Raw genomic sequence first — 18,674 nt, 5'->3', positions numbered from 1 at the left:
AAGGAAGAAGGAAGATGGCCATGACAGATCAGCTGGAGAAGGAATCGGCGCAGCCGTTAGCTTCCTACGAGGAAGCAAGAGCATGGATCGAAGGACTTGTCCCGTTCGGTATCCGCCCGGGCATGGAACGAATTCAACTGTTGATGGAAGCCTTCGGGAATCCGCATCGCCGGTTGAAATTCATCCATGTCGCAGGCACGAACGGCAAGGGCTCGGTCTGCACTTATTTGACTAACGTGCTGCTGCAATGCGGATACGATGTAGGTACCTACACGTCTCCTTTTATTACCAAATTCACCAACCGGTTTCAATATAACGCGGAGGATATACCGGAGGAGACGCTGCTTCGGCTTGCCAATCGGCTGAAGCCTCACGTCGAGGCCATCGCGGCTTCGGAGCTTGGATCCCCATCCATGTTCGAGGTTTCCACGGCTTTAGCAATTTTGTATTATGCGACAGAATCGTATCCGGATTACGTCGTATGGGAAACGGGCCTTGGCGGCAGACTCGATGTGACGAATATCGTGACGCCGGTCGTCTCCATTATTACCAATGTCGGACACGACCATATGGATATTCTCGGCAGCACGATCGAAGACGTTGCGCGCGAGAAAGCCGGTATCATTAAACCCGGTGTGCCTGTCATAAGCGCCGTCAGCCAGCCGGGTCCGGCCCAAATCATCATCGATACGGCCAAGGCGAACAAGAGCGCGTTATACCTGCTGGGAGAGCAGTTCACGGAAACCTCGCTTGCTTCGCGAGAGGACGAGCAATCCTTCCGGTTCGATGGGCCGTTCCGGTCGATCGAACCGCTAACGATTACAATGAACGGCGCTCATCAGCGCATGAATGCCGCAGTTGCGGTTATGGCGCTGGAAGTGCTGCGCCAATACTATGCGCTTATCGTGGATGATAATAATCTCCTTCAGGGACTGCGACAGGCGTCCTGGCCGGGACGTCTGGAGATGGTCAAGCACTCGCCGCGCATTCTCCTCGACGGTGCACATAATCCGGAAGGGGCAGAGACGCTTGCGGCTGCCCTTCGGGATACGTACCGGTACGAGCGTCTCCATCTCATGATGGGTATGCTGGCAAATAAGAATCATCATGACACGTTGCGGCATATACTACCTCTAGTGGATACGCTTGTCGTGACCGCACCTGATTTTCGTAAGGCGATGCCCGCAGCAGAGCTGGCGGAACTCGTGCAATCCATGAAAGAAGAGAGCGGCCATTCCTTCGAACTCATCGTTGAGCCGAATTGGAAGCAGGCGCTTGAGCGCCTTCAGTCATTGTCCGGCGAAGCCGATTTGGCTGTCGTAACGGGCACGCTCTATTTGATTGCCGACGTCCGCTCCAAGCTGCTCCATATTACGGAATCTGAAAAAGGATGGTGAACCGTCTTTGAATACGGCAGAACACGTTCATTTCATCGGAATCGGCGGTTACGGCATGAGCGCCATCGCGCGTGTAATGCTGGAAATGGGCTATAAAGTTTCGGGCTCTGACGTTGTGCTGCAGGAGCTTACGGAGAAGCTGGCGGCTAAAGGCGCGCGCATATTTATCGGCCACGAACCTGAGCATGTGCGGGGTGCGGATCTAGTTGTCTATTCGACGGCCTTATCCCGCGACAACGTGGAGCGCAGGGCTGCGGAAGAGCTTAACATTCCGATTCTGCATCGGGCGCAAATGTTGGCCAGGCTGATGAATACTGGCAAAGGCGTAGCCGTAGCCGGCGCTCACGGCAAGACGACGACGTCGTCCATGATTGCGCTGGTCATGGAAACCTGCAAGCTCGATCCGACCTATATCATCGGCGGTGAAATCGTGAACGTCGGCACCAATGCGAAGGCGGGGAAAGGCGAATACGTGGTAGCGGAAGCGGATGAGAGCGACGGCTCCTTCCTGCAGTATCACCCAAGCATTGCGATTGTGACCAATATCGAACCGGATCATCTTGAAAACTACGATGGCGATTTCGGTAAATTGAAAGCCGCCTATACGCAGTTTTTGAGTCAAGTGAAGCCAAGCGGCAGCGCGATCGTCTGCGCGGATGACGAAACGATCCGGGAGCTGCTGCCGCAGCTCGAATCGGATCCGATGGGCAGCGGATCGCTCATTACGTATGCGATTGATCGGGAAGCGGCCTATACAGCTCGCAATATTGTACTAGGCGACCGCAAGGTCTCCTTCGAGATGACCCATCATGGTGACGTTCTCGGAACTATCGATCTGTCGGTACCTGGACGGCACAATGTATATAATGCGATGGCAACGGTCATTACATGTCTCGAGGCGGGTGTTTCATTCGAAGCAATCGCTGCGGCAATCGTCGAGTTTCGCGGCGCCAAGCGCCGTTTCCAGGTGCTGGGCGAAGTAAGCGATATACTCGTCATCGACGATTACGCTCACCATCCTACCGAAATTCAAGCAACGATCAGTGCGGCGAAAGCGACGGGAAAACGTATTATTGCGATTTTTCAGCCGCAGCGCTATACGCGAACCTATTTCCTTCTGGAACAATTCAGCAGGGCGTTCACGGAAGCGGACGAGGTTATTATTACCGACATCTACTCTCCGGCCGGAGAACAGCAGATCGAAGGCGTCCATTCCAAGAAGCTCGTCGAGATGATCGTGAAGAATAGCAATGCGAATACGGCATATATCCCGACCAAGGAGGAAGTTCAACAGCTTCTTGCGGCACGGGTGAAGCCGGGAGATCTCGTTATTACGATGGGAGCCGGCGATATATGGAAGGCGGCCGATGGTCTGGCCAAGACTTTGCGTGCTCAATACGGTTCCTGATCGATAACCGGTTCCGCCGTCCTTTATAAGGCGGGTGAGCCGGTTATCTTTTTTTTTGCCGATATCGATCCGATCACGAATCATTCTGTGCTGCGGCTTGTGCTCACTCATTTGTTCATGTGGCCCTCGTATTTTTAAAACAAAGATAGCCCGACCGTCGTCTTAAATATTGACGCACTATCGCAGCGGTTTAAGAGCGGGGGATTCTTGTTCTAATTCTCTCATTTCGTTCATAGTCTACTAGAAGAGAATGTGGACAAGGAGAGATTGACATGAATTCTAAAGCTCGCATTACGTATCGCTTCGACAAGGACAATGGAACGCGCGTTGTTGAACGGAAGCCGGAGCCTTCTGCCCCCCCTGTCAAATCGAATGTTGTGCCGTTCTTTCAAGAGGAGTTGAAATTCACGTCGGATATCGGAACGTGGAACAGCCCGTTTCAGGATGATGCCCATGCATTGGAACAGCTGATTCGGGATAGCGACCGAGATAAGCGGGATGCTTCCAAGCTGGAGAGCAGCCGAATGGTTGATACGCGTTCCGACAGCTCGAACAAGGTTGAAACACCGCTCAATACCATGAAGATAGAGCCGCATGCATCCATTGAGCCCCCCGTGACGGAGGAGGGTCCGCAGGACCCGAATTCGATCCCTCTCGGCGACGCCTTCGAAGGTTATGCGCCGGGTACGGACTTATATCGGTCCGTCACGACGAAAGCTCTGGTTAGCGATGGCCCGATCATAGGACCGGAACTGGAACTCGGCAAGCCGGGTAAAGCGACGGCTGTATTTCGCAGGGAATCCTCTTACAGGACCTCCAGGGGGCCATCGTGGTATAAAGTGTTCGCGTCGGTTACGGGAGCGGTTGCCACAGGAGCCATCTTCGGTTATCTGGTCCTGGCCTTGTTTAACGGCGGGGGAACAGCCAATGACTCGATTATTCCGACAGAGCCGGCTGGCTCTAATGCCGTCGTTGACGCTAATGGTACGGTGACAGGCGGTCCGGATGACGAGAGCGCGGTTGCAGGCGGCAAAACTGATATGTCCCCGGCAGGCGGGACGGAGAAGAACGGCACGAATGATTCGAATTCCGGAGCAGCGTCGAACAGCGTTGCGGTCCAAGTCCCGACAACCGAGTATTATATGCTTCAATACGGTGTATTCAGCAATAAGGAAGGGATGGACAGCGCAATAGCCGAGTTAAAGGAGAAAGGTCTTGCGGCCGCTTCCTTGATGACGGAGGAAGACTTTCGAGTCTATATCGGAATGGCAGCCGATCAAAGCAGCGCCCTTATGCTCAGCCAGCTGCTGTCGGACCGGGAAGTGTATATGAAACAAGTGGATGTCCCGGTGCTGGTCAAATTCCCTTTCGCAGGCGAAGCGGACACGGTGCAATCTTTCTTCAACCGGACGAAGGAGCTCATCGGGGCTCTGAATACATTCACTACGGCTAAGCTCGGCCAAGAGGAGCAGGCTGCAGCCGATTGGAAAGATGCGCATCAGAAGTGGACGCGTGAACGCGCCGGCATGGAAGCGGGAATCAAGGACCTAGCGGGGAAGGAAGCGTTCCGCAAGCTCAGCCAAGCGCTTAATAATGCCGTCGTTGCCGCTAGCGAATATGAGAATAAAGCCTCCGCAGCCCATTTGTGGTCGATTCAATCGTCTCTGATGGAAGCCGTCTTTATAGAGAAGACATGGTTTGCATCGATCGGTGGATTGTAAAGCGTACCCACGGCGCGTATAATGTAGAGGGTGTCAAATAATGGCGAGGGACGTTGGATGATGAAGAAAAATTTTGGGATATTGCTGCTTTTCATCCTCATCGGCATGCTGGCTGGAGCATTGGTATCGCGTTGGCTGCAACCGGTTCCCGGACTTGCGTTTCTAACGCAAACCTCGAAGCTCGCCTGGTCGCCTGCAGCCGATCTGCTCGTGCTCAGTTATGATCTCACGATTCGAATCGAGATAAGCCTGCTGAGCATTATTGGACTAATCATCGCGATATGGCTATATCGTAAAATGTAGGGAATTCGCTTATCGAACTGCAACCGTTAGATCCGATATGAACCGGAGCTCGGTTGTCAGTATGTATCCCTTTCCTCAAGGAGTGCTTGCAACAATGGATACTTCAGCCCCAACTCTTTCACCAGACATTCGCCAGCTTGTGCTGGCTTCATCTTCTCCGCGCCGGCGGGAACTGGTCGTATTGCTCGACCTCTCCCTGCCGGTTCTCATTTTGTCGACGGATGCGGACGAAACGACGCCTTCAGAATGGTCCCCGTCGTATATTGTCGAGCAGCTGGCGCTTCGGAAAGCGCGAGCCGCAGTCGGTTGCCTGGAAGGCGAGCATGCGAAGAATTCGGTCGTCGTCGGCGCCGATACGATCGTCGTGCTTGACGGAGAGGTCATGGGCAAGCCCAAAGATACGGAAGAAGCCGTCCGGATGCTTGGCCGCTTGCAAGGGCGGGAGCATCAGGTTTTTACCGGCGTCGCTTGTATCCGGACGGACGATGGCAGTGAGATCGTAAGCCATCGCATGACCCGCGTGAAGATGAAATCGATGGATACGATTCGGATCGAGCGTTATGTTGCGAGCGGAGAACCGATGGATAAAGCGGGAAGCTATGCGATTCAAGGGCTTGGCGCAGTCATGGTCGACTCGATCGAGGGATGTTACTTCAACGTCGTGGGACTTCCGGTCTCTCTGTTAGCGGAGATGCTGGAGACTTGCGGCGTCGACGTGTTATAGAGAATCACTACACTTGTAATAAGGGCGGGGAAGGACATGGAAGCGCGCCAATACGTGCTGCGGGATGTCCCTGACGAAGAACGACCTAGAGAGCGCTTGATGACGGTTGGGGCAGAGGCACTAAGTCATGCGGAATTGATCGCGATTTTGCTAAGAACGGGTACGAAGAGCGAGTCGGCTGTCCTGCTGGCTTCGCGGATCTTGAAGGAAAGCGGCAGCCTGCTCGGCTTGGTCGATATGAGCATGGAAGAATTAACCTCCATTCGAGGCGTCGGTCCGGTTAAGGCCGTACAACTTCGCGCCGGCATCGAACTGGGACGCCGGCTGGCGAGGAGCCGTCATGGAGAAATGCCTGCGATCCGCAAGCCTGCCGATGCGGCGGAGCTCATGATGGAAGAGCTGCGCTATTTGAAGAAAGAACACTTTGTCTGTCTATTTTTGAATACCAAGAATCAAGTCATTGCGAAAGAAACATTGTCCGTCGGAACATTGAACGCTTCGCTCGTTCATCCCCGCGAAGTATTTCGCGCGGCCATCAAGTGCAGCAGCGCTTCGATCATATGCTTACATAATCATCCGAGCGGGGATCCAACCCCGAGCCCGGAAGACATTGCATTGACCAAGCGATTGCAGGAAGCGGGCGAGCTTGTCGGCATCGATGTGCTCGATCATCTGGTAATCGGTGACAATCGCTTTATCAGTTTGAAGGAGCAGGGTCTGATGTAATATAATAAATAGGATTGTCTTTCAAATGGAAAGGAAGAATGAATATGTTTGGTGGTTCTAAAGATTTGGGAATTGACCTCGGAACGGCGAATACGCTCGTTTATTTGAGAGGCAAGGGCATTGTCTGCAGGGAACCGTCCGTGGTTGCGCTGCGTACCGATACAAAAACGATCGAGGCGGTAGGGGAATCGGCGAAGAAAATGATCGGCCGTACGCCTGGCAACATCCGCGCCGTTCGCCCTATGAAAGACGGCGTCATCGCCGATTTCGAGACAACGACGACGATGATCCGTTATTTTATCCGGCAAGCCCAGAAGAGCCGGGGGCTGTTTAACCGCCATCCGAATGTGATGGTTTGCGTTCCTTCCGGCATTACGGCCGTTGAGCAGCGCGCCGTGAAGGATGCGACAGAGCAAGCCGGAGCGAAGGAAGCGTTCACGATCGAAGAGCCGTTCGCGGCGGCGATCGGGGCCGATTTGCCGGTATGGGAGCCGACAGGCAGCATGGTAGTCGATATCGGCGGAGGAACCACGGAAGTAGCGGTTATTTCGCTGGGCGGCATCGTAACGAGCCGGTCGATCCGCATCGCGGGCGATGAAATGGACGAAGCCGTTACGCAATATATTAAGCGCATGTACAACCTGATGATCGGCGAGAGAACGGCGGAACAATTGAAGATGGAGATCGGTACGGCGCTGGCGCTGGAAGTGCCGGAAAAAACCGAGATCCGCGGCCGCGACCTTGTCACCGGCCTGCCCAAGACGCTCGCGATCACATCCGATGAAATCACGGAAGCGCTGATGGATACGGTGAACTCGATCGTCGAGGCTGTGAAGGTGACGCTGGAGAAATGTCCGCCGGAGCTGTCTGCCGATATTATGGACCGCGGCATCGTGCTGACGGGCGGAGGGGCGCTGCTGCGCAATTTGGACAAGCTGTTGGCCCGCGAAACCGGCATGCCGGTAATTGTCGCGGAGAATCCGCTCGATTGCGTTGCGATCGGAACCGGACGGGCGCTCGACAATATTGATTTGTTCAAAACGCGGGGAGGCCCTGTTTCCCGTTCCAAGCGCTAGTCTCCGAAATGGGGAAACGGACGGATGATTGGAATGGGCGGGTGAAGATACGTGTTTAATTGGATGCGAAACAGACGGATGTTCGTTCTGATGATTATCGTAGTCTTGTTTGTGGCAGTAATGGGGTTTTCGATCGGTGACAGGAAGAAGCTGACCTGGCCGGAAAACTTTATTCTCGATGCTACTGGAGTCGTGCAGCAATGGTTCTACAAGCCCGCTGGATATATAGCGGGCTTGTTTGAAGATTTGACCAACCTGCGCGGAATCTACAAAGAGAACGAGGAGCTCCGCAAGATGGCTGCGGCATATGCGCGGGACAAGAATAAATATAATATTTCCGAGCAAGAGAATCAGAGGTTGAAAGAGAAGCTTAACTTTACCGAGAAGCAAAAAAACTTGAATAAAAACCGTTATTTGATTGCTCAGGTTATCGCAGTGAGCAACGATCCCTACAATCAGACCATTCGCATCAATCTCGGGTCTACGGATGGAATCCGCCAGAACATGGTCGTGGTCACGGAAGATGGGCTCGTCGGCCATATAAGCCGGGTAACGCCGTTCTCGTCCAATGTGATGCCGCTAACGGAGCTAGATGACAAATCGCCGGATTCGAAGCAGTATGCCGCGACGGTGCTCGGCAAGGAAGCGCAGTCGTTCGGGATGGTGGACAATTTCAATGCCGAAACCGGAAGGCTGTCGATGTCCAGAATCGCCGAGAACGACACACTGGCCAAGGGCGATGTCATCATAACATCGGGTCAAGGCAACGTATTTCCGCAAGGCATGGTTATCGGTACGGTGGAAGACGTGCAGGTCGGAGACATCGGCCTGACGCGGACGGCGACGATCAAGCCGGCGGCCGACTTCAACCACTTGAAGGAAGTGTTCGTCGTCGAAGTGCCGAGCATGGAGGAGACCGCGGAATGAGTATGCAGCGAATTATTCCCGTCATGCTGCTCTTCTTCTTCTTGGAGGGCACGGTCTTCTATTGGCTGCTCCCTGGCGATTGGGTTTCGCGCGTCGTACCGCATTTCACGCTAGCATTCGTACTATTCGCTTCGTTATATCGCGGCCGTCATACGGCCGTGTTTCTCGGTTTTTCCTTCGGATTGCTTCAAGATATCGTCTTCTATGGCAACCTGATCGGCGTGCATTCTTTTGCAATGGGGCTTATCGGCTATTTGACCGGGTTTCTCATGGAACGCAAAAGAAGCACGCTGCTCATGGCACTTACTATTATTACGCTATCCACGCTTGTATACGAGACGGTCATCTATTTTGTATATAGGGTGTTCCGTCTTACGCATCAAACATTCGAATGGGCGCTGATCGATCATATTATTCCGAGTCTCTTTCTGCAGATCGGATTTGTGCTCGTGATGTACGTACCGGTCCGGCGCTGGTTCGAAGGCATCTCGAAAAAGAAGGGCGACGAAGAAGAAGAATAGAGCGGATAAGCAGGAATCGGTACGTATCGGAAAGAATCGTATACGTACAGGGGAGGGACGAGCGTGACCGAGAGGCAGCATATTACGATAAAAGGCGTCAAGGAAGGTCTCGTGTTTCTGCTTGACGATGCCTGCGAATTTTCCGCGCTGCTTGAAGAACTGCACTACAAATTGGAAAAGTCGCATCAACAGCTGCTGACGGGTCCGATCGTTCACGTTCAAGTCAAGCTGGGTTCCCGGCAGCTCTCCGAGGATGAACATGAGCAAATAAGGGCAATCATCCGGGCGCAGGGGAATCTGCTCGTACAATCGATCGAGAGCGACGCTCCTGCACTGCCGGAGGAAGAGCCAGGAAATAACATCAAATTGCTGACGGGCATCGTACGTTCGGGCCAGACGATCGAGCATGATGGGAATTTGCTGTTGATGGGGGACTTGAATCCCGGAGGATCCTTGCTCTGCACGGGCGATATCTATGTGCTGGGCGCTCTTCGCGGGCTAGCCCATGCGGGGATAGAAGGACGAACGGATGTGGTCATTGCAGCATCGCTGCTGCGCCCGACACAGCTTCGCATCGCTGACATTATCAGCAGACCGCCTGACGAATGGATGACCGGGGATGCATCGATGGAATTCGCTTATTTGAACGATGGCGTTATGAAGATTGACAAGATGACGCAATTGAACCGTTTACGTAAAGAACCGTTACTATTTAAAGCATATTCCGTATAGACGAACGGTGATGGGCCAGATTGAATTAGCATTGGAGAGTGTCTGTCATGGGTGAGGCGATTGTAGTAACATCGGGTAAAGGCGGGGTTGGAAAAACGACGACTTCGGCCAATTTAGGCACGGCGCTTGCGCTGATGGGAAAAAAGGTGTGCATGGTGGATACCGACATCGGATTGCGCAATCTGGATGTCGTGATGGGGCTTGAGAATCGGATCATCTATGATTTGATCGACGTTGCGGAAGGCCGCTGCCGGCTCAACCAAGCGCTTGTGAAGGATAAACGGTTCGAGGAGCTGTACATGCTCCCTGCCGCCCAAACGAAGGATAAGCAGGATGTATCCCCGGATCAAGTGAAAGATATTATCGTTGAGCTCAAAAAGGAGTTCGATTATGTCGTGATTGACTGCCCGGCCGGCATCGAGCAAGGCTTCCGCAATGCGGTTGCAGGAGCGGAACGGGCGATCATCGTAACGACGCCGGAGAATGCGGCGGTCCGGGATGCGGACCGGGTAATCGGATTGCTGGAGCAAGCGAACGTACCCGCCCGATTGATCATTAATCGCATTCGAGCCAGCATGGTTAAGTCCGGCGAAATGCTTGATATCGATGAGATCTGCCAGGTGCTTGCGATCGATCTGCTGGGCATTGTTCCGGATGACGAGAAAGTGATCAAGGCGGCCAATTCCGGTGAACCCACCGTTATGGATCCGACTTCCCGTGCTGCAATCGCCTACCGGAATATCGCCAGACGCATGCTCGGCGACATGGTGCCGCTGATGCCATTGGAGGAGAAATCGGGCGTTCTGAAGCGGTTCCGAAAGTTTCTTGGGATAGGATGATTTAATCGTGTTAGGTAAACTGAAGAAAATCGACTGGAGTATCATTCTTATCCTCCTTGTCCTGATGGTGATCAGCACCTTGCTTGTTCGAAGTGCGACATTCGGCTATCCGGGGTACGATAATTATGACACGAAGACACTGATCTTCTATGGAATCGGATTTGTTTTGGCGATATTGACAACGTTTGTTGACTATCGGTTTCTGCTAAAAGGCTGGTACGTCCTCTATGGAATCGGGATCGTTCTGCTTGTCGTCGTTTATTTGACAGCGGAAGAGATCAACGGCGCGCGCGCTTGGTTCGAGCTTCCCGGAGGGCTGCAGTTTCAGCCGGCCGAGATGGAAAAGATAATTCTCATTATTACAATCGCATTCCTGATGGGCCGCCGCCAAGGAGACCCGCTGCGTATCCGGCAGGACTTGCTTGTCGTCGCCGCATTTTCCTTCATACCGTTCATGCTCGTCATGATCCAACCGGATCTCGGGAATGCCATCATCTATTTGGTCATTGTGCTAGGCATGCTGTGGATCGGCAACGTCAGGTATACGCATGTTCTAATCGGGCTTGCGATCGTAATAGGAGGACTGATGCTGTCCGTCTTTCTATTCAATCAATACAACCAGCAAATCCATGATTACCTGGATAGTAAAAATAAGGTTCACTGGTACGAGAGAATCAACGGCTTCATTAATCCGGAAGAAGCGTCGGACAAAGAAGTGTATCAGGCGAATAAAGCGAAGATTGCGATTGGCTCCGGCGGATTAACCGGTGACGGATATATGCAGGGGGACTCCAAGAATAGGAAGTTTATCCCATATCCGTATTCGGACGCCATATTCGTCGTCATCGGTGAGGAATTCGGCTTTCAAGGCGCTGCCGTCGTGCTGCTGCTATATTTCCTTCTCATCTATCGGATGATTATAATCTCCTTTCATTGTTATGATATACGAGGTTCTTTCATCATCATTGGCATTGTATCGATGTATGTGTTTCAAATCTTTCAGAATATCGGAATGATGATCGGACTCATGCCGATTACGGGAATTACACTGCCTTTCATCAGCTATGGCGGGACATCCTTGCTGCTCAACATGCTTTCTATAGGCATTGTCTTCAGCGTGAAGGCGCATCAGGAAAAATACGAGATCGAACATTTAGCCGTTCAGCGGACCGCCCGCTGAAACGGCTTTTTTTGTCGTGCTCAAACAAGCAGCTCAGAGCCGCGGTCCAACATAAACAAGCTCCCTCTCACATATACATAAATCGAACAAGCCGATGCTTGTCTGCTTGAATAAGCTCATAATGCCGCAAAGGCGCTGCTTAGGCAAAGGGACAGGCATGCCGATAGGTATGGAGGGATGGACATTGGATACAAGAAACGGAGTACGGCAGCGCCGTCAGGAACGGATACGCCAAATCTTGGAGCAGCAGCAGACGCTGACTCTGCCGAAGGCTGCAGCAGAACAAGATCGTTCCTACCAGGCTCCGGTCCATGGGGTGCAGCCGTCAAGCATTCCGGGCCATAAGCCGGCAGGTATGCCGCCGGTAAGCGGCTCAATGGAGCGGGACCCGGAGCGGGATTGGAAGGAAAGGGCAAATCCATGGGAGAATGCCGGCTGGAACATGACGGCAAAGCTTCATCCTGCTGGCGGCAAAGCTTCGGATAGAGGCGGCGGAAGAGAAGGGAGAGGCGGGAAGGGCGGAAGCCCGTTCATCCGGGGGATATATATACAGACGGTCATATCCGCGATTCTCTTTGTTATCGTTTTCGCCATGTACAAGTTAGAGCATCCGATTGCCAAGAAAGGGCAGCAGATCGTTACGGCAGCACTTACCGACACAATGGATTTCCAAGCCGCCGCGGAGTGGTATGAAGCGACATTTGCAGGTGCGCCTTCGTTTATTCCGATATTCGGCAGTCATGCGCCGAAGCAAGCTGAGGTAGTCGAAGGCGGGATTGAGCTTCCGACGATGGCCCCGCTCAAGAATGGGACGGTTGTGAGGACGTTCGCGGAGACGCTTAGCGGCGTCGATCTCGCCGGTGAATCCAATGATGAGGTGGTTGCTTCGGAGACCGGGCGCGTATTGCTTGTAACCGAGGACGAGAAAACCGGGAAGACGATTGTCATTCAGCATGCGAATCAGCGCGAGACGGTATACGGCATGCTTGGGGAGACACAGGTTGTGCTCAGCGACTGGGTTGAAGCAGGCCATCCGATTGGAAAGCTGAAGGCCGCATCCGAGGGAGAGACAAGCTTGTTATTCTTTGCGGTGAAGGAGAAAGGCCGGTTCGTCAATCCCGCTGACGTCTTCCCGCTTGATTAGGTGGCGCGGAATCCTATGGTCTATCCATCCCCTCTTCGTGCTCGTCATGCTCGCTTCCGTCATGACGGGCTATTTTGTGGAGCTGCTCACCTTATTTGGCATCGTGCTCGTACATGAACTGGGTCATGTCATCGTTGCCCGCGGATATGGATGGACCATCCGTGAAGTGAAGCTGCTTCCCTTCGGAGGCGTTGCGGAGGTCGAGGATTCGGGCGGCTTGCCGGCGAAGGAGGAGGCAGCAGTGGTTCTGGCCGGACCGCTGCAGAATGTATGGATGGGGGCGGCCGCCTGGGGATTGGGACAATTGGGGTGGTGGAATAATGAATGGGCATCGTACGTCGTTCAAGCGAATATCATGATCGGCGTATTTAATTTGCTGCCGATCCTGCCGCTTGACGGGGGGAAGATGTTGCAGGTTCTTCTTAGCCGTTGGCTCACCTATCATCAAATGCTGCTGTGGGGAGCCCGGATCAGCTTGCTGTTGAGTGCGGGGATGGTTCTATACGCCTTCTTGCCTATAATCAAGGCGGGAGGGACCGGCATTCAGCTTAATTTGCTTGCGGTGGGCATATTTCTGTTTATGACCAATTGGACCTATAACCGCAACATCCCGTACCTGTTTCTCCGTTTCCTGACGAGCCGGGCAGCGGCCTCGACCCGGCACATTGTAAGAGGCGTATGGGCGCAGCCGATCGTAGTTTCGAAACGGCATACCGTAACGGCGGCGCTGCGGCTCTTCAAGAGAGATCAGTATCACCTCATCGTCGTCATGGAAGAGCGCGGGCGAATCGTTGCCGTGCTTCCCGAGCAGCGGCTCGTCAACGGTTTTTTGGAAGATGGAAAGCCGGACCGTGCAGTTTGCGACCTTTTCATGTAAAATAGACCTGAACAGCTAACTAGGCTGGGATAGGTGGTCGTATATGGGATGAAGCAAATGTTGGTACATAGTCAAAGCGATATGCTGCAAACGGCGATCCTGCAGGAAGGCCGTCTTGTGGAGTTTGATATGGAGAAAACAGAGGCTGCAGGACAGCTTGTCGGCAGCTTGTACAAAGGGAAGGTTATTAATGTGCTGCCTGGCATGCAGGCCGCATTTGTCGATATCGGATTGATGAAGAATGCATTCCTCTATATTGACGATGTGCTGCACCCGCACCTGGAGCGGCAGCCCAAGGAAAAGCCGCTGATTACGGAGCTGCTCACGCCCGGGCAGGAGCTGATCGTCCAGGTGGTGAAGGAGCCTCTGGGCGGCAAAGGTGCCCGAGTTACAACGCATTACTCCTTGCCGGGGCGCTACTTGGTCTATATGCCGCAAGCGGATTATGTCGGTGTGTCCAAGAAGGTGAACGGCGACCAGGAGCGCGGCCGGCTGCGTTTCGTTGGCGATTCGATCCGGCAGGAGGGGGAAGGCGTCATCCTGCGGACGGCGGCGGAGGGCGAGAGTGTGCAAGCGCTGCAAGGGGATGTCGATTTTTTGCGCGGGCTGTGGGCAGGCATCGAGGAACGTTCCCGGCGCATGTCGGCTCCGGCCGAGCTCCATCGTGAAGCGGGTCTATCGCGCCGGATCGTCAGAGACTTTCTAACCGCCGAGACCGACGAGGTGTGGATCGACGACCGCAGCCGCTTTCTGGAAACCGAAACGCTCATACGCCAGATGGCGCCCTCGATGCTGAAGCGGCTGAAGTTTTATGAGCAGCGCGATCCGATGTTTGCCCGCTATCGAATTAACGTACAGCTAAGCGAGGCCTTCGATCGCCGTTTCAGGCTCGATTGCGGGGGCGACCTGGTTTGGGACATGACGGAAGCGCTGACGGTCATCGATGTCAACACGGGGAAATTTGTCGGCACAAGCGATCTGGAGGATACGGTATTCCGCACCAATATGGAAGCGGCCGAACAAATCGCCAGGCTGCTCAGGCTCCGGGATGTTGGCGGCATCATTCTTGTTGATTTCATCGATATGGAGCTGGATCAGCACCGCGACCAAATTTTGCAGCGGCTGGAGACGCTCGTGCGCCAGGACCGGACCAAGTGCCAAGTGGTAGGCTGGACGCGGCTGGGCTTACTGGAGATGACGCGCAAGAAGGCACGCAATCATGCCATGAACCAGCCATACGAAACCTGCTTGGGCTGCAAGGGCCGGGGGAAGATTCAAACCTTGGGCAAGTGATAGGACCCGAGCAGCCCGTGCATATAAGTGCTCCTGCCGGTATCGCCGCGCGGGAAGTTGAATGGCGGCTGCGACATCTGTGCCGTAATTCTGAATAACCGCTTTTCCTCCGATCGATTGTATCATCCCACCTCAATGCATTATTCCCTTGGAATTTGTTTATACAGCCGGATGTGACTCATTTCTCTTTGTATGAAGTACCCGTTCATCTGTAACAGGGGATCGATTCATCCTGAGCGGCGTTCGGACAAGCTGACGCTGGAGTTGGCGCGGACGAATGGCAGCGAATGAGCGTTAAGAAAACTTTTTGGATAGGCTGTTGCTCTTGAGCATCCTTTTATGATAGAATGTTATGGTGCATGTGAAAGACTACTCTTTTTCATTTGCCCATTACCGCACAGAACAGGTAACGAAGCTTGAATGGCGCTGCTGTTCGACACCTGCATCAGGCGAGTCTTCGATAATAAGGAGGTGCAACTATGTTCGCAATCATTGAAACCGGTGGCAAGCAATACAAAGTCCAAGAAGGCGATGTCCTGTACATCGAAAAATTGGAAGCAACGGAAGGCGATAGCGTAACGTTTGATCGCGTTCTTGCTGTTTCCAAAGGTGACGGTCTCGTAACCGGCACTCCGGTCGTTTCCGGCGCAACCGTATCGGCTAAAGTCGAGAAACACGGCAAAGGTCAAAAAATTATCGTCTACAAATATAAGGCGAAGAAGAACTACCGCCGCAAGCAAGGCCATCGTCAGCCGTACACGAAAGTAACAATCGGCAAGATCCAAGCGTAAGGATCGGCTATGATTACCGTTACGATCGAACGAAATACGGATGACAGACATATCGCGGCATTCGCCGTAGAAGGCCATGCCAAGTACGCCAAGCCCGGTAAGGATATCGTATGTGCGGGCGTCTCTGCCGTTACGGTGGGGACGGTTAACGCCATCGAGCAATTAGCGGGTCTCGAGCTTCCGGCTTCCATGAAGAACGGCTGGCTGCAATCGGAAATTCCTGTACTGGAGGACGCCTTGGTTAACGAGAAGGTTCAATTGCTATTGGAATCGATGATTGTCATGGTCGAAACGATTGCCGGCTCCTACGGGAAGTTCGTCGAGGTTAGGGAACAAAACCGGTCATAAAGGAGGGAACAACAATGTTGAAACTGAATCTTCAGCTATTCGCTTCGAAGAAAGGTGTCGGTTCCACACGGAACGGTCGCGACAGCCAAGCGAAACGTCTTGGCGCGAAGCGTGCGGACGGACAAACGGTATCGGCTGGCAGCATTCTTTACCGTCAACGCGGAACGAAGATCCATCCAGGCAACAATGTCGGGATCGGTAAAGACGACACGCTATTCGCTAAAGTAGAGGGCGTTGTCAAGTTTGAACGTTGGGGACGCGACCGCAAGAAAGTTAGCGTTTATCCAATTGAAGCTGCTCCGGTAGCCGCAGCAGTGGAAGTTTAATCGTCATCAATGCCCCGGTCTGCTTTGCAGGCCGGGGCATTTTTTGCTTCATAAAACAAATAAGTGCCCACCTGCACCCGTATGAGCGCCGAATGTTATTAACGTGATCTTTCGTCATTGTCGTGCTATACTATTTGAGGTTAGGAAAGAATAGGAAGGTAGGATTGTGGGCATGAATCGCATAAGAAATTTGAAGCACTATGCGGCCGCATCCGTACTGCTTCCTGCCGCTGGCGTATTGGTATGGCGCTCGGAGTTATGGCTTCTTGCCGTGTTTGTGGGCTGGGTTGCCGCAGCAGCGGCGATATGGATTTGGTGCGAGAGGCAAGAGCAATCGAATCGGACAACCAGAATGGCGCATGCCATGCAGACCGCAGCGATCCGAACGCTTAATCATCACCGCCACGACTGGATGAATGATCTCCAGGTATTGTATGGCTACATTCGAATGGGCAAGACGGATAAGGCTGTGCAGTGCGTGGAACAGATAAGAGAAAGAATGGCGACGGAAAGTAAGATCGCCAAGCTCGGCGTGCCATCGCTTGTGACTTATATCCAATCGTTCCGGACCTTGACGAACTCTCTTCTGCTGGATGTGGATATTGAGGGCGAGTTGAATCTGTCGGAGCTGCCGCTTGACGGAGAACGCGTATCCAATGCGATTGTGGATATGATTAATGTATATCGGTTTGCAGTTAAACCTGGCTTGGGTGAAGCGGCCAAGCTGATCGTCGAATTTGATTTAGACGAGAAGAGGCTCTACGTGACCTTCTTGTTCGATGGCGAAATCGGCGATATGGAAGAGTGGCATCAGAAGTGGAAGAAGCAAGTGAAGGATACGCCGCTGAAGCCGCTGGAAGCGCAGCAGCTGCCGGAGCGGCTGGAGCTTCAGGCGGAGCTCGGAAATTGAACGGAGGAACATCATGTTTGTCGACAAAGCGAGAATATTTGTAAAAGGCGGCAACGGCGGTGACGGGATCGTCTCGTACCGCCGTGAGAAATATGTCCCGGAGGGCGGACCGGCCGGCGGGGATGGCGGTAAAGGAGCGGACGTTATTTTCCGTGTCGATGAGGGACTTCGCACGCTCATGGATTTCCGCTACCAAAGGCACTTCAAGGGGCAGCGCGGCGAGCGGGGCAAGGTCAAGAGTATGCACGGGGCAAATGCGGAGCAGATGATCGTCCGCATTCCGCCAGGAACCATTATCATCGACGAGGAATCCGAAGAAATCGTCGCCGATATGACGCGGAACGGCCAAGAAGTGGTCGTGGCGCGAGGCGGTCGAGGCGGACGCGGCAATGCGCGCTTTGCCACAGCCAGCAATCCGGCACCGGGATTTTCGGAGAATGGCGAAGAAGGCCAGGAGCGCTGGATTATTCTGGAGCTGAAGGTCATGGCCGATGTCGGGCTGGTAGGTTTTCCGAGTGTAGGAAAATCGACTCTGCTGTCGATCGTGTCCGCCGCTACGCCAAAGATCGGCGCTTATCATTTCACGACAATAACGCCGAATCTCGGCGTTGTGGACGTGGGCGACGGCCGCAGCTTCGTAATGGCGGATCTTCCGGGTCTAATCGAAGGGGCTCATGAAGGCGTAGGGTTGGGGCATGATTTTCTGAGGCACGTTGAGCGGACGCGCGTCATTCTTCACGTCGTCGATATGTCCGGCTCTGAAGGGCGCGATCCATTCGAGGACTGGGTGAAGATCAACGATGAACTCCGGCTCTATAACCCAATTCTCGCGCAGCGGCCGCAGATTATCGTTGCCAACAAGATGGATATGCCGGAAGCGGAGGAACAGCTGGCGCTGTTCCGGGAGCAGCTGGCTGAATTCGATACCGATATCGAATACGACATCATGCCGATGTCTTCCCTTACCAAGCTAGGCGTCAAGGAGCTGCTCTATCGGGCTGCAGATCTGCTGGAGACCGTTCCTGAGATGCCGATGATCGAAGAAGTGAAGGATGTTGCCGAGCGCAAGGTGTATACGCTCAAGAAGCAGGAAGACCAGTCGTTCAAGATCCGGCGGGAAAATGAGTCGTACGTGGTCGAAAGCGAAGCGATCGAGAAGTTTATCAAGCGTGTAAACCTAAATTCCTATGACGCGGTTATGCGATTCGCTCGCACAATGCGTAAGATGGGCCTGGATGACGCTCTTCGTAAGGCGGGGGCGAAGGATGGCGATCTCATACTGATCGGTGATTTCTCCTTCGAATTCTTCGAAGGCAGCGACTACTTGTACGAGTAAACATCCGACCTGGACGTTATGAAGGGCTGTCCCGCTGCTAGTCGAAAGACTGGCTATGCGCGGTCAGTCCTTTCTTTATTCAACGTTTTGCCTAT

The 18,674-nt window shown here is 53.5% G+C and carries 20 protein-coding genes; all 20 read left to right on the top strand.

Annotated elements, in window-relative coordinates:
- Positions 1-20: 20 nt before the first annotated feature.
- The 20 genes from L1F29_RS22140 (at position 21) to obgE (ending at position 18,579) form a co-directional block, all read left to right on the top strand.
- Positions 21-1,397 carry a bifunctional folylpolyglutamate synthase/dihydrofolate synthase gene (locus L1F29_RS22140; RefSeq protein WP_258389770.1) on the top strand — a complete coding sequence of 459 codons (1,377 nt, stop codon included), beginning with the start codon at positions 21-23 and terminating at the stop codon, positions 1,395-1,397.
- Positions 1,398-1,404: 7 nt separating this feature from the next.
- A complete protein-coding gene (gene murC, locus L1F29_RS22135) occupies positions 1,405-2,805 on the top strand; it encodes a UDP-N-acetylmuramate--L-alanine ligase (RefSeq protein WP_258384213.1) in 1,401 nt (466 codons plus the stop codon).
- A 272-nt stretch (positions 2,806-3,077) separates the two neighbouring features.
- Complete coding sequence (locus tag L1F29_RS22130; protein WP_258384212.1) at positions 3,078-4,526, top strand: SPOR domain-containing protein; 1,449 nt, start codon at positions 3,078-3,080, stop codon at positions 4,524-4,526.
- Between the two features lie 57 nt (positions 4,527-4,583).
- Complete coding sequence (locus tag L1F29_RS22125) at positions 4,584-4,829, top strand: DUF4321 domain-containing protein (protein ID WP_373876424.1); 246 nt, start codon at positions 4,584-4,586, stop codon at positions 4,827-4,829.
- 94 nt (positions 4,830-4,923) lie between these two features.
- On the top strand, positions 4,924-5,553 hold the full coding sequence (locus L1F29_RS22120; RefSeq protein WP_258384211.1) for a Maf family protein: 630 nt from the start codon (positions 4,924-4,926) through the stop codon (positions 5,551-5,553).
- Positions 5,554-5,589: 36 nt separating this feature from the next.
- Positions 5,590-6,279, top strand: a complete 690-nt coding sequence (gene radC, locus L1F29_RS22115; protein ID WP_258384210.1) for a RadC family protein — start codon at positions 5,590-5,592, stop codon at positions 6,277-6,279.
- 44 nt (positions 6,280-6,323) lie between these two features.
- On the top strand, positions 6,324-7,355 hold the full coding sequence (locus L1F29_RS22110) for a rod shape-determining protein (protein ID WP_258384209.1): 1,032 nt from the start codon (positions 6,324-6,326) through the stop codon (positions 7,353-7,355).
- Positions 7,356-7,445: 90 nt separating this feature from the next.
- Positions 7,446-8,282 (top strand): rod shape-determining protein MreC, encoded by an 837-nt coding sequence (mreC, locus tag L1F29_RS22105; protein ID WP_258384208.1) that lies wholly within the window; start codon positions 7,446-7,448, stop codon positions 8,280-8,282.
- A complete protein-coding gene (mreD, locus tag L1F29_RS22100) occupies positions 8,279-8,803 on the top strand; it encodes a rod shape-determining protein MreD (protein ID WP_258384207.1) in 525 nt (174 codons plus the stop codon). Before mreC ends, mreD begins: the two co-directional genes overlap by 4 nt.
- A gap of 63 nt (positions 8,804-8,866) precedes the next feature.
- A complete protein-coding gene (locus L1F29_RS22095) occupies positions 8,867-9,535 on the top strand; it encodes a septum site-determining protein MinC (RefSeq protein WP_258384206.1) in 669 nt (222 codons plus the stop codon).
- Between the two features lie 47 nt (positions 9,536-9,582).
- Positions 9,583-10,374, top strand: coding sequence for a septum site-determining protein MinD (gene minD, locus L1F29_RS22090; protein WP_258384205.1), 792 nt, complete (start codon positions 9,583-9,585; stop codon positions 10,372-10,374).
- 7 nt (positions 10,375-10,381) lie between these two features.
- Positions 10,382-11,554 carry an FtsW/RodA/SpoVE family cell cycle protein gene (locus tag L1F29_RS22085; protein WP_258384204.1) on the top strand — a complete coding sequence of 391 codons (1,173 nt, stop codon included), beginning with the start codon at positions 10,382-10,384 and terminating at the stop codon, positions 11,552-11,554.
- A 184-nt stretch (positions 11,555-11,738) separates the two neighbouring features.
- Positions 11,739-12,698, top strand: coding sequence for a M23 family metallopeptidase (locus L1F29_RS22080; protein ID WP_258384203.1), 960 nt, complete (start codon positions 11,739-11,741; stop codon positions 12,696-12,698).
- Positions 12,691-13,575, top strand: coding sequence for a site-2 protease family protein (locus tag L1F29_RS22075; RefSeq protein WP_258384202.1), 885 nt, complete (start codon positions 12,691-12,693; stop codon positions 13,573-13,575). The genes L1F29_RS22080 and L1F29_RS22075 overlap by 8 nt, the downstream gene beginning before the upstream one ends.
- Before the next feature lie 48 nt (positions 13,576-13,623).
- Positions 13,624-14,868, top strand: a complete 1,245-nt coding sequence (locus L1F29_RS22070) for an Rne/Rng family ribonuclease (RefSeq protein ID WP_258384201.1) — start codon at positions 13,624-13,626, stop codon at positions 14,866-14,868.
- Between the two features lie 479 nt (positions 14,869-15,347).
- On the top strand, positions 15,348-15,659 hold the full coding sequence (gene rplU, locus L1F29_RS22065) for a 50S ribosomal protein L21 (protein ID WP_258384200.1): 312 nt from the start codon (positions 15,348-15,350) through the stop codon (positions 15,657-15,659).
- A 9-nt stretch (positions 15,660-15,668) separates the two neighbouring features.
- Positions 15,669-16,007: a ribosomal-processing cysteine protease Prp gene (locus tag L1F29_RS22060; protein ID WP_258384199.1), complete on the top strand. Its 339-nt coding sequence runs from the start codon at positions 15,669-15,671 to the stop codon at positions 16,005-16,007.
- Between the two features lie 14 nt (positions 16,008-16,021).
- Positions 16,022-16,333 carry a 50S ribosomal protein L27 gene (gene rpmA / locus L1F29_RS22055; protein ID WP_258384198.1) on the top strand — a complete coding sequence of 104 codons (312 nt, stop codon included), beginning with the start codon at positions 16,022-16,024 and terminating at the stop codon, positions 16,331-16,333.
- 172 nt (positions 16,334-16,505) lie between these two features.
- Positions 16,506-17,243, top strand: coding sequence for a Spo0B domain-containing protein (locus L1F29_RS22050; RefSeq protein WP_258384197.1), 738 nt, complete (start codon positions 16,506-16,508; stop codon positions 17,241-17,243).
- A gap of 13 nt (positions 17,244-17,256) precedes the next feature.
- On the top strand, positions 17,257-18,579 hold the full coding sequence (gene obgE / locus L1F29_RS22045; RefSeq protein ID WP_258384196.1) for a GTPase ObgE: 1,323 nt from the start codon (positions 17,257-17,259) through the stop codon (positions 18,577-18,579).
- The last annotated feature ends 95 nt before the right edge of the window (positions 18,580-18,674 follow it).

The sequence above is a fragment of the Paenibacillus spongiae genome, from assembly GCF_024734895.1.
Classification (GTDB): Bacteria; Bacillota; Bacilli; order Paenibacillales; family Paenibacillaceae; genus Paenibacillus_Z; species Paenibacillus_Z spongiae.
This window is presented reverse-complemented; position numbering and strand designations above follow the sequence as displayed.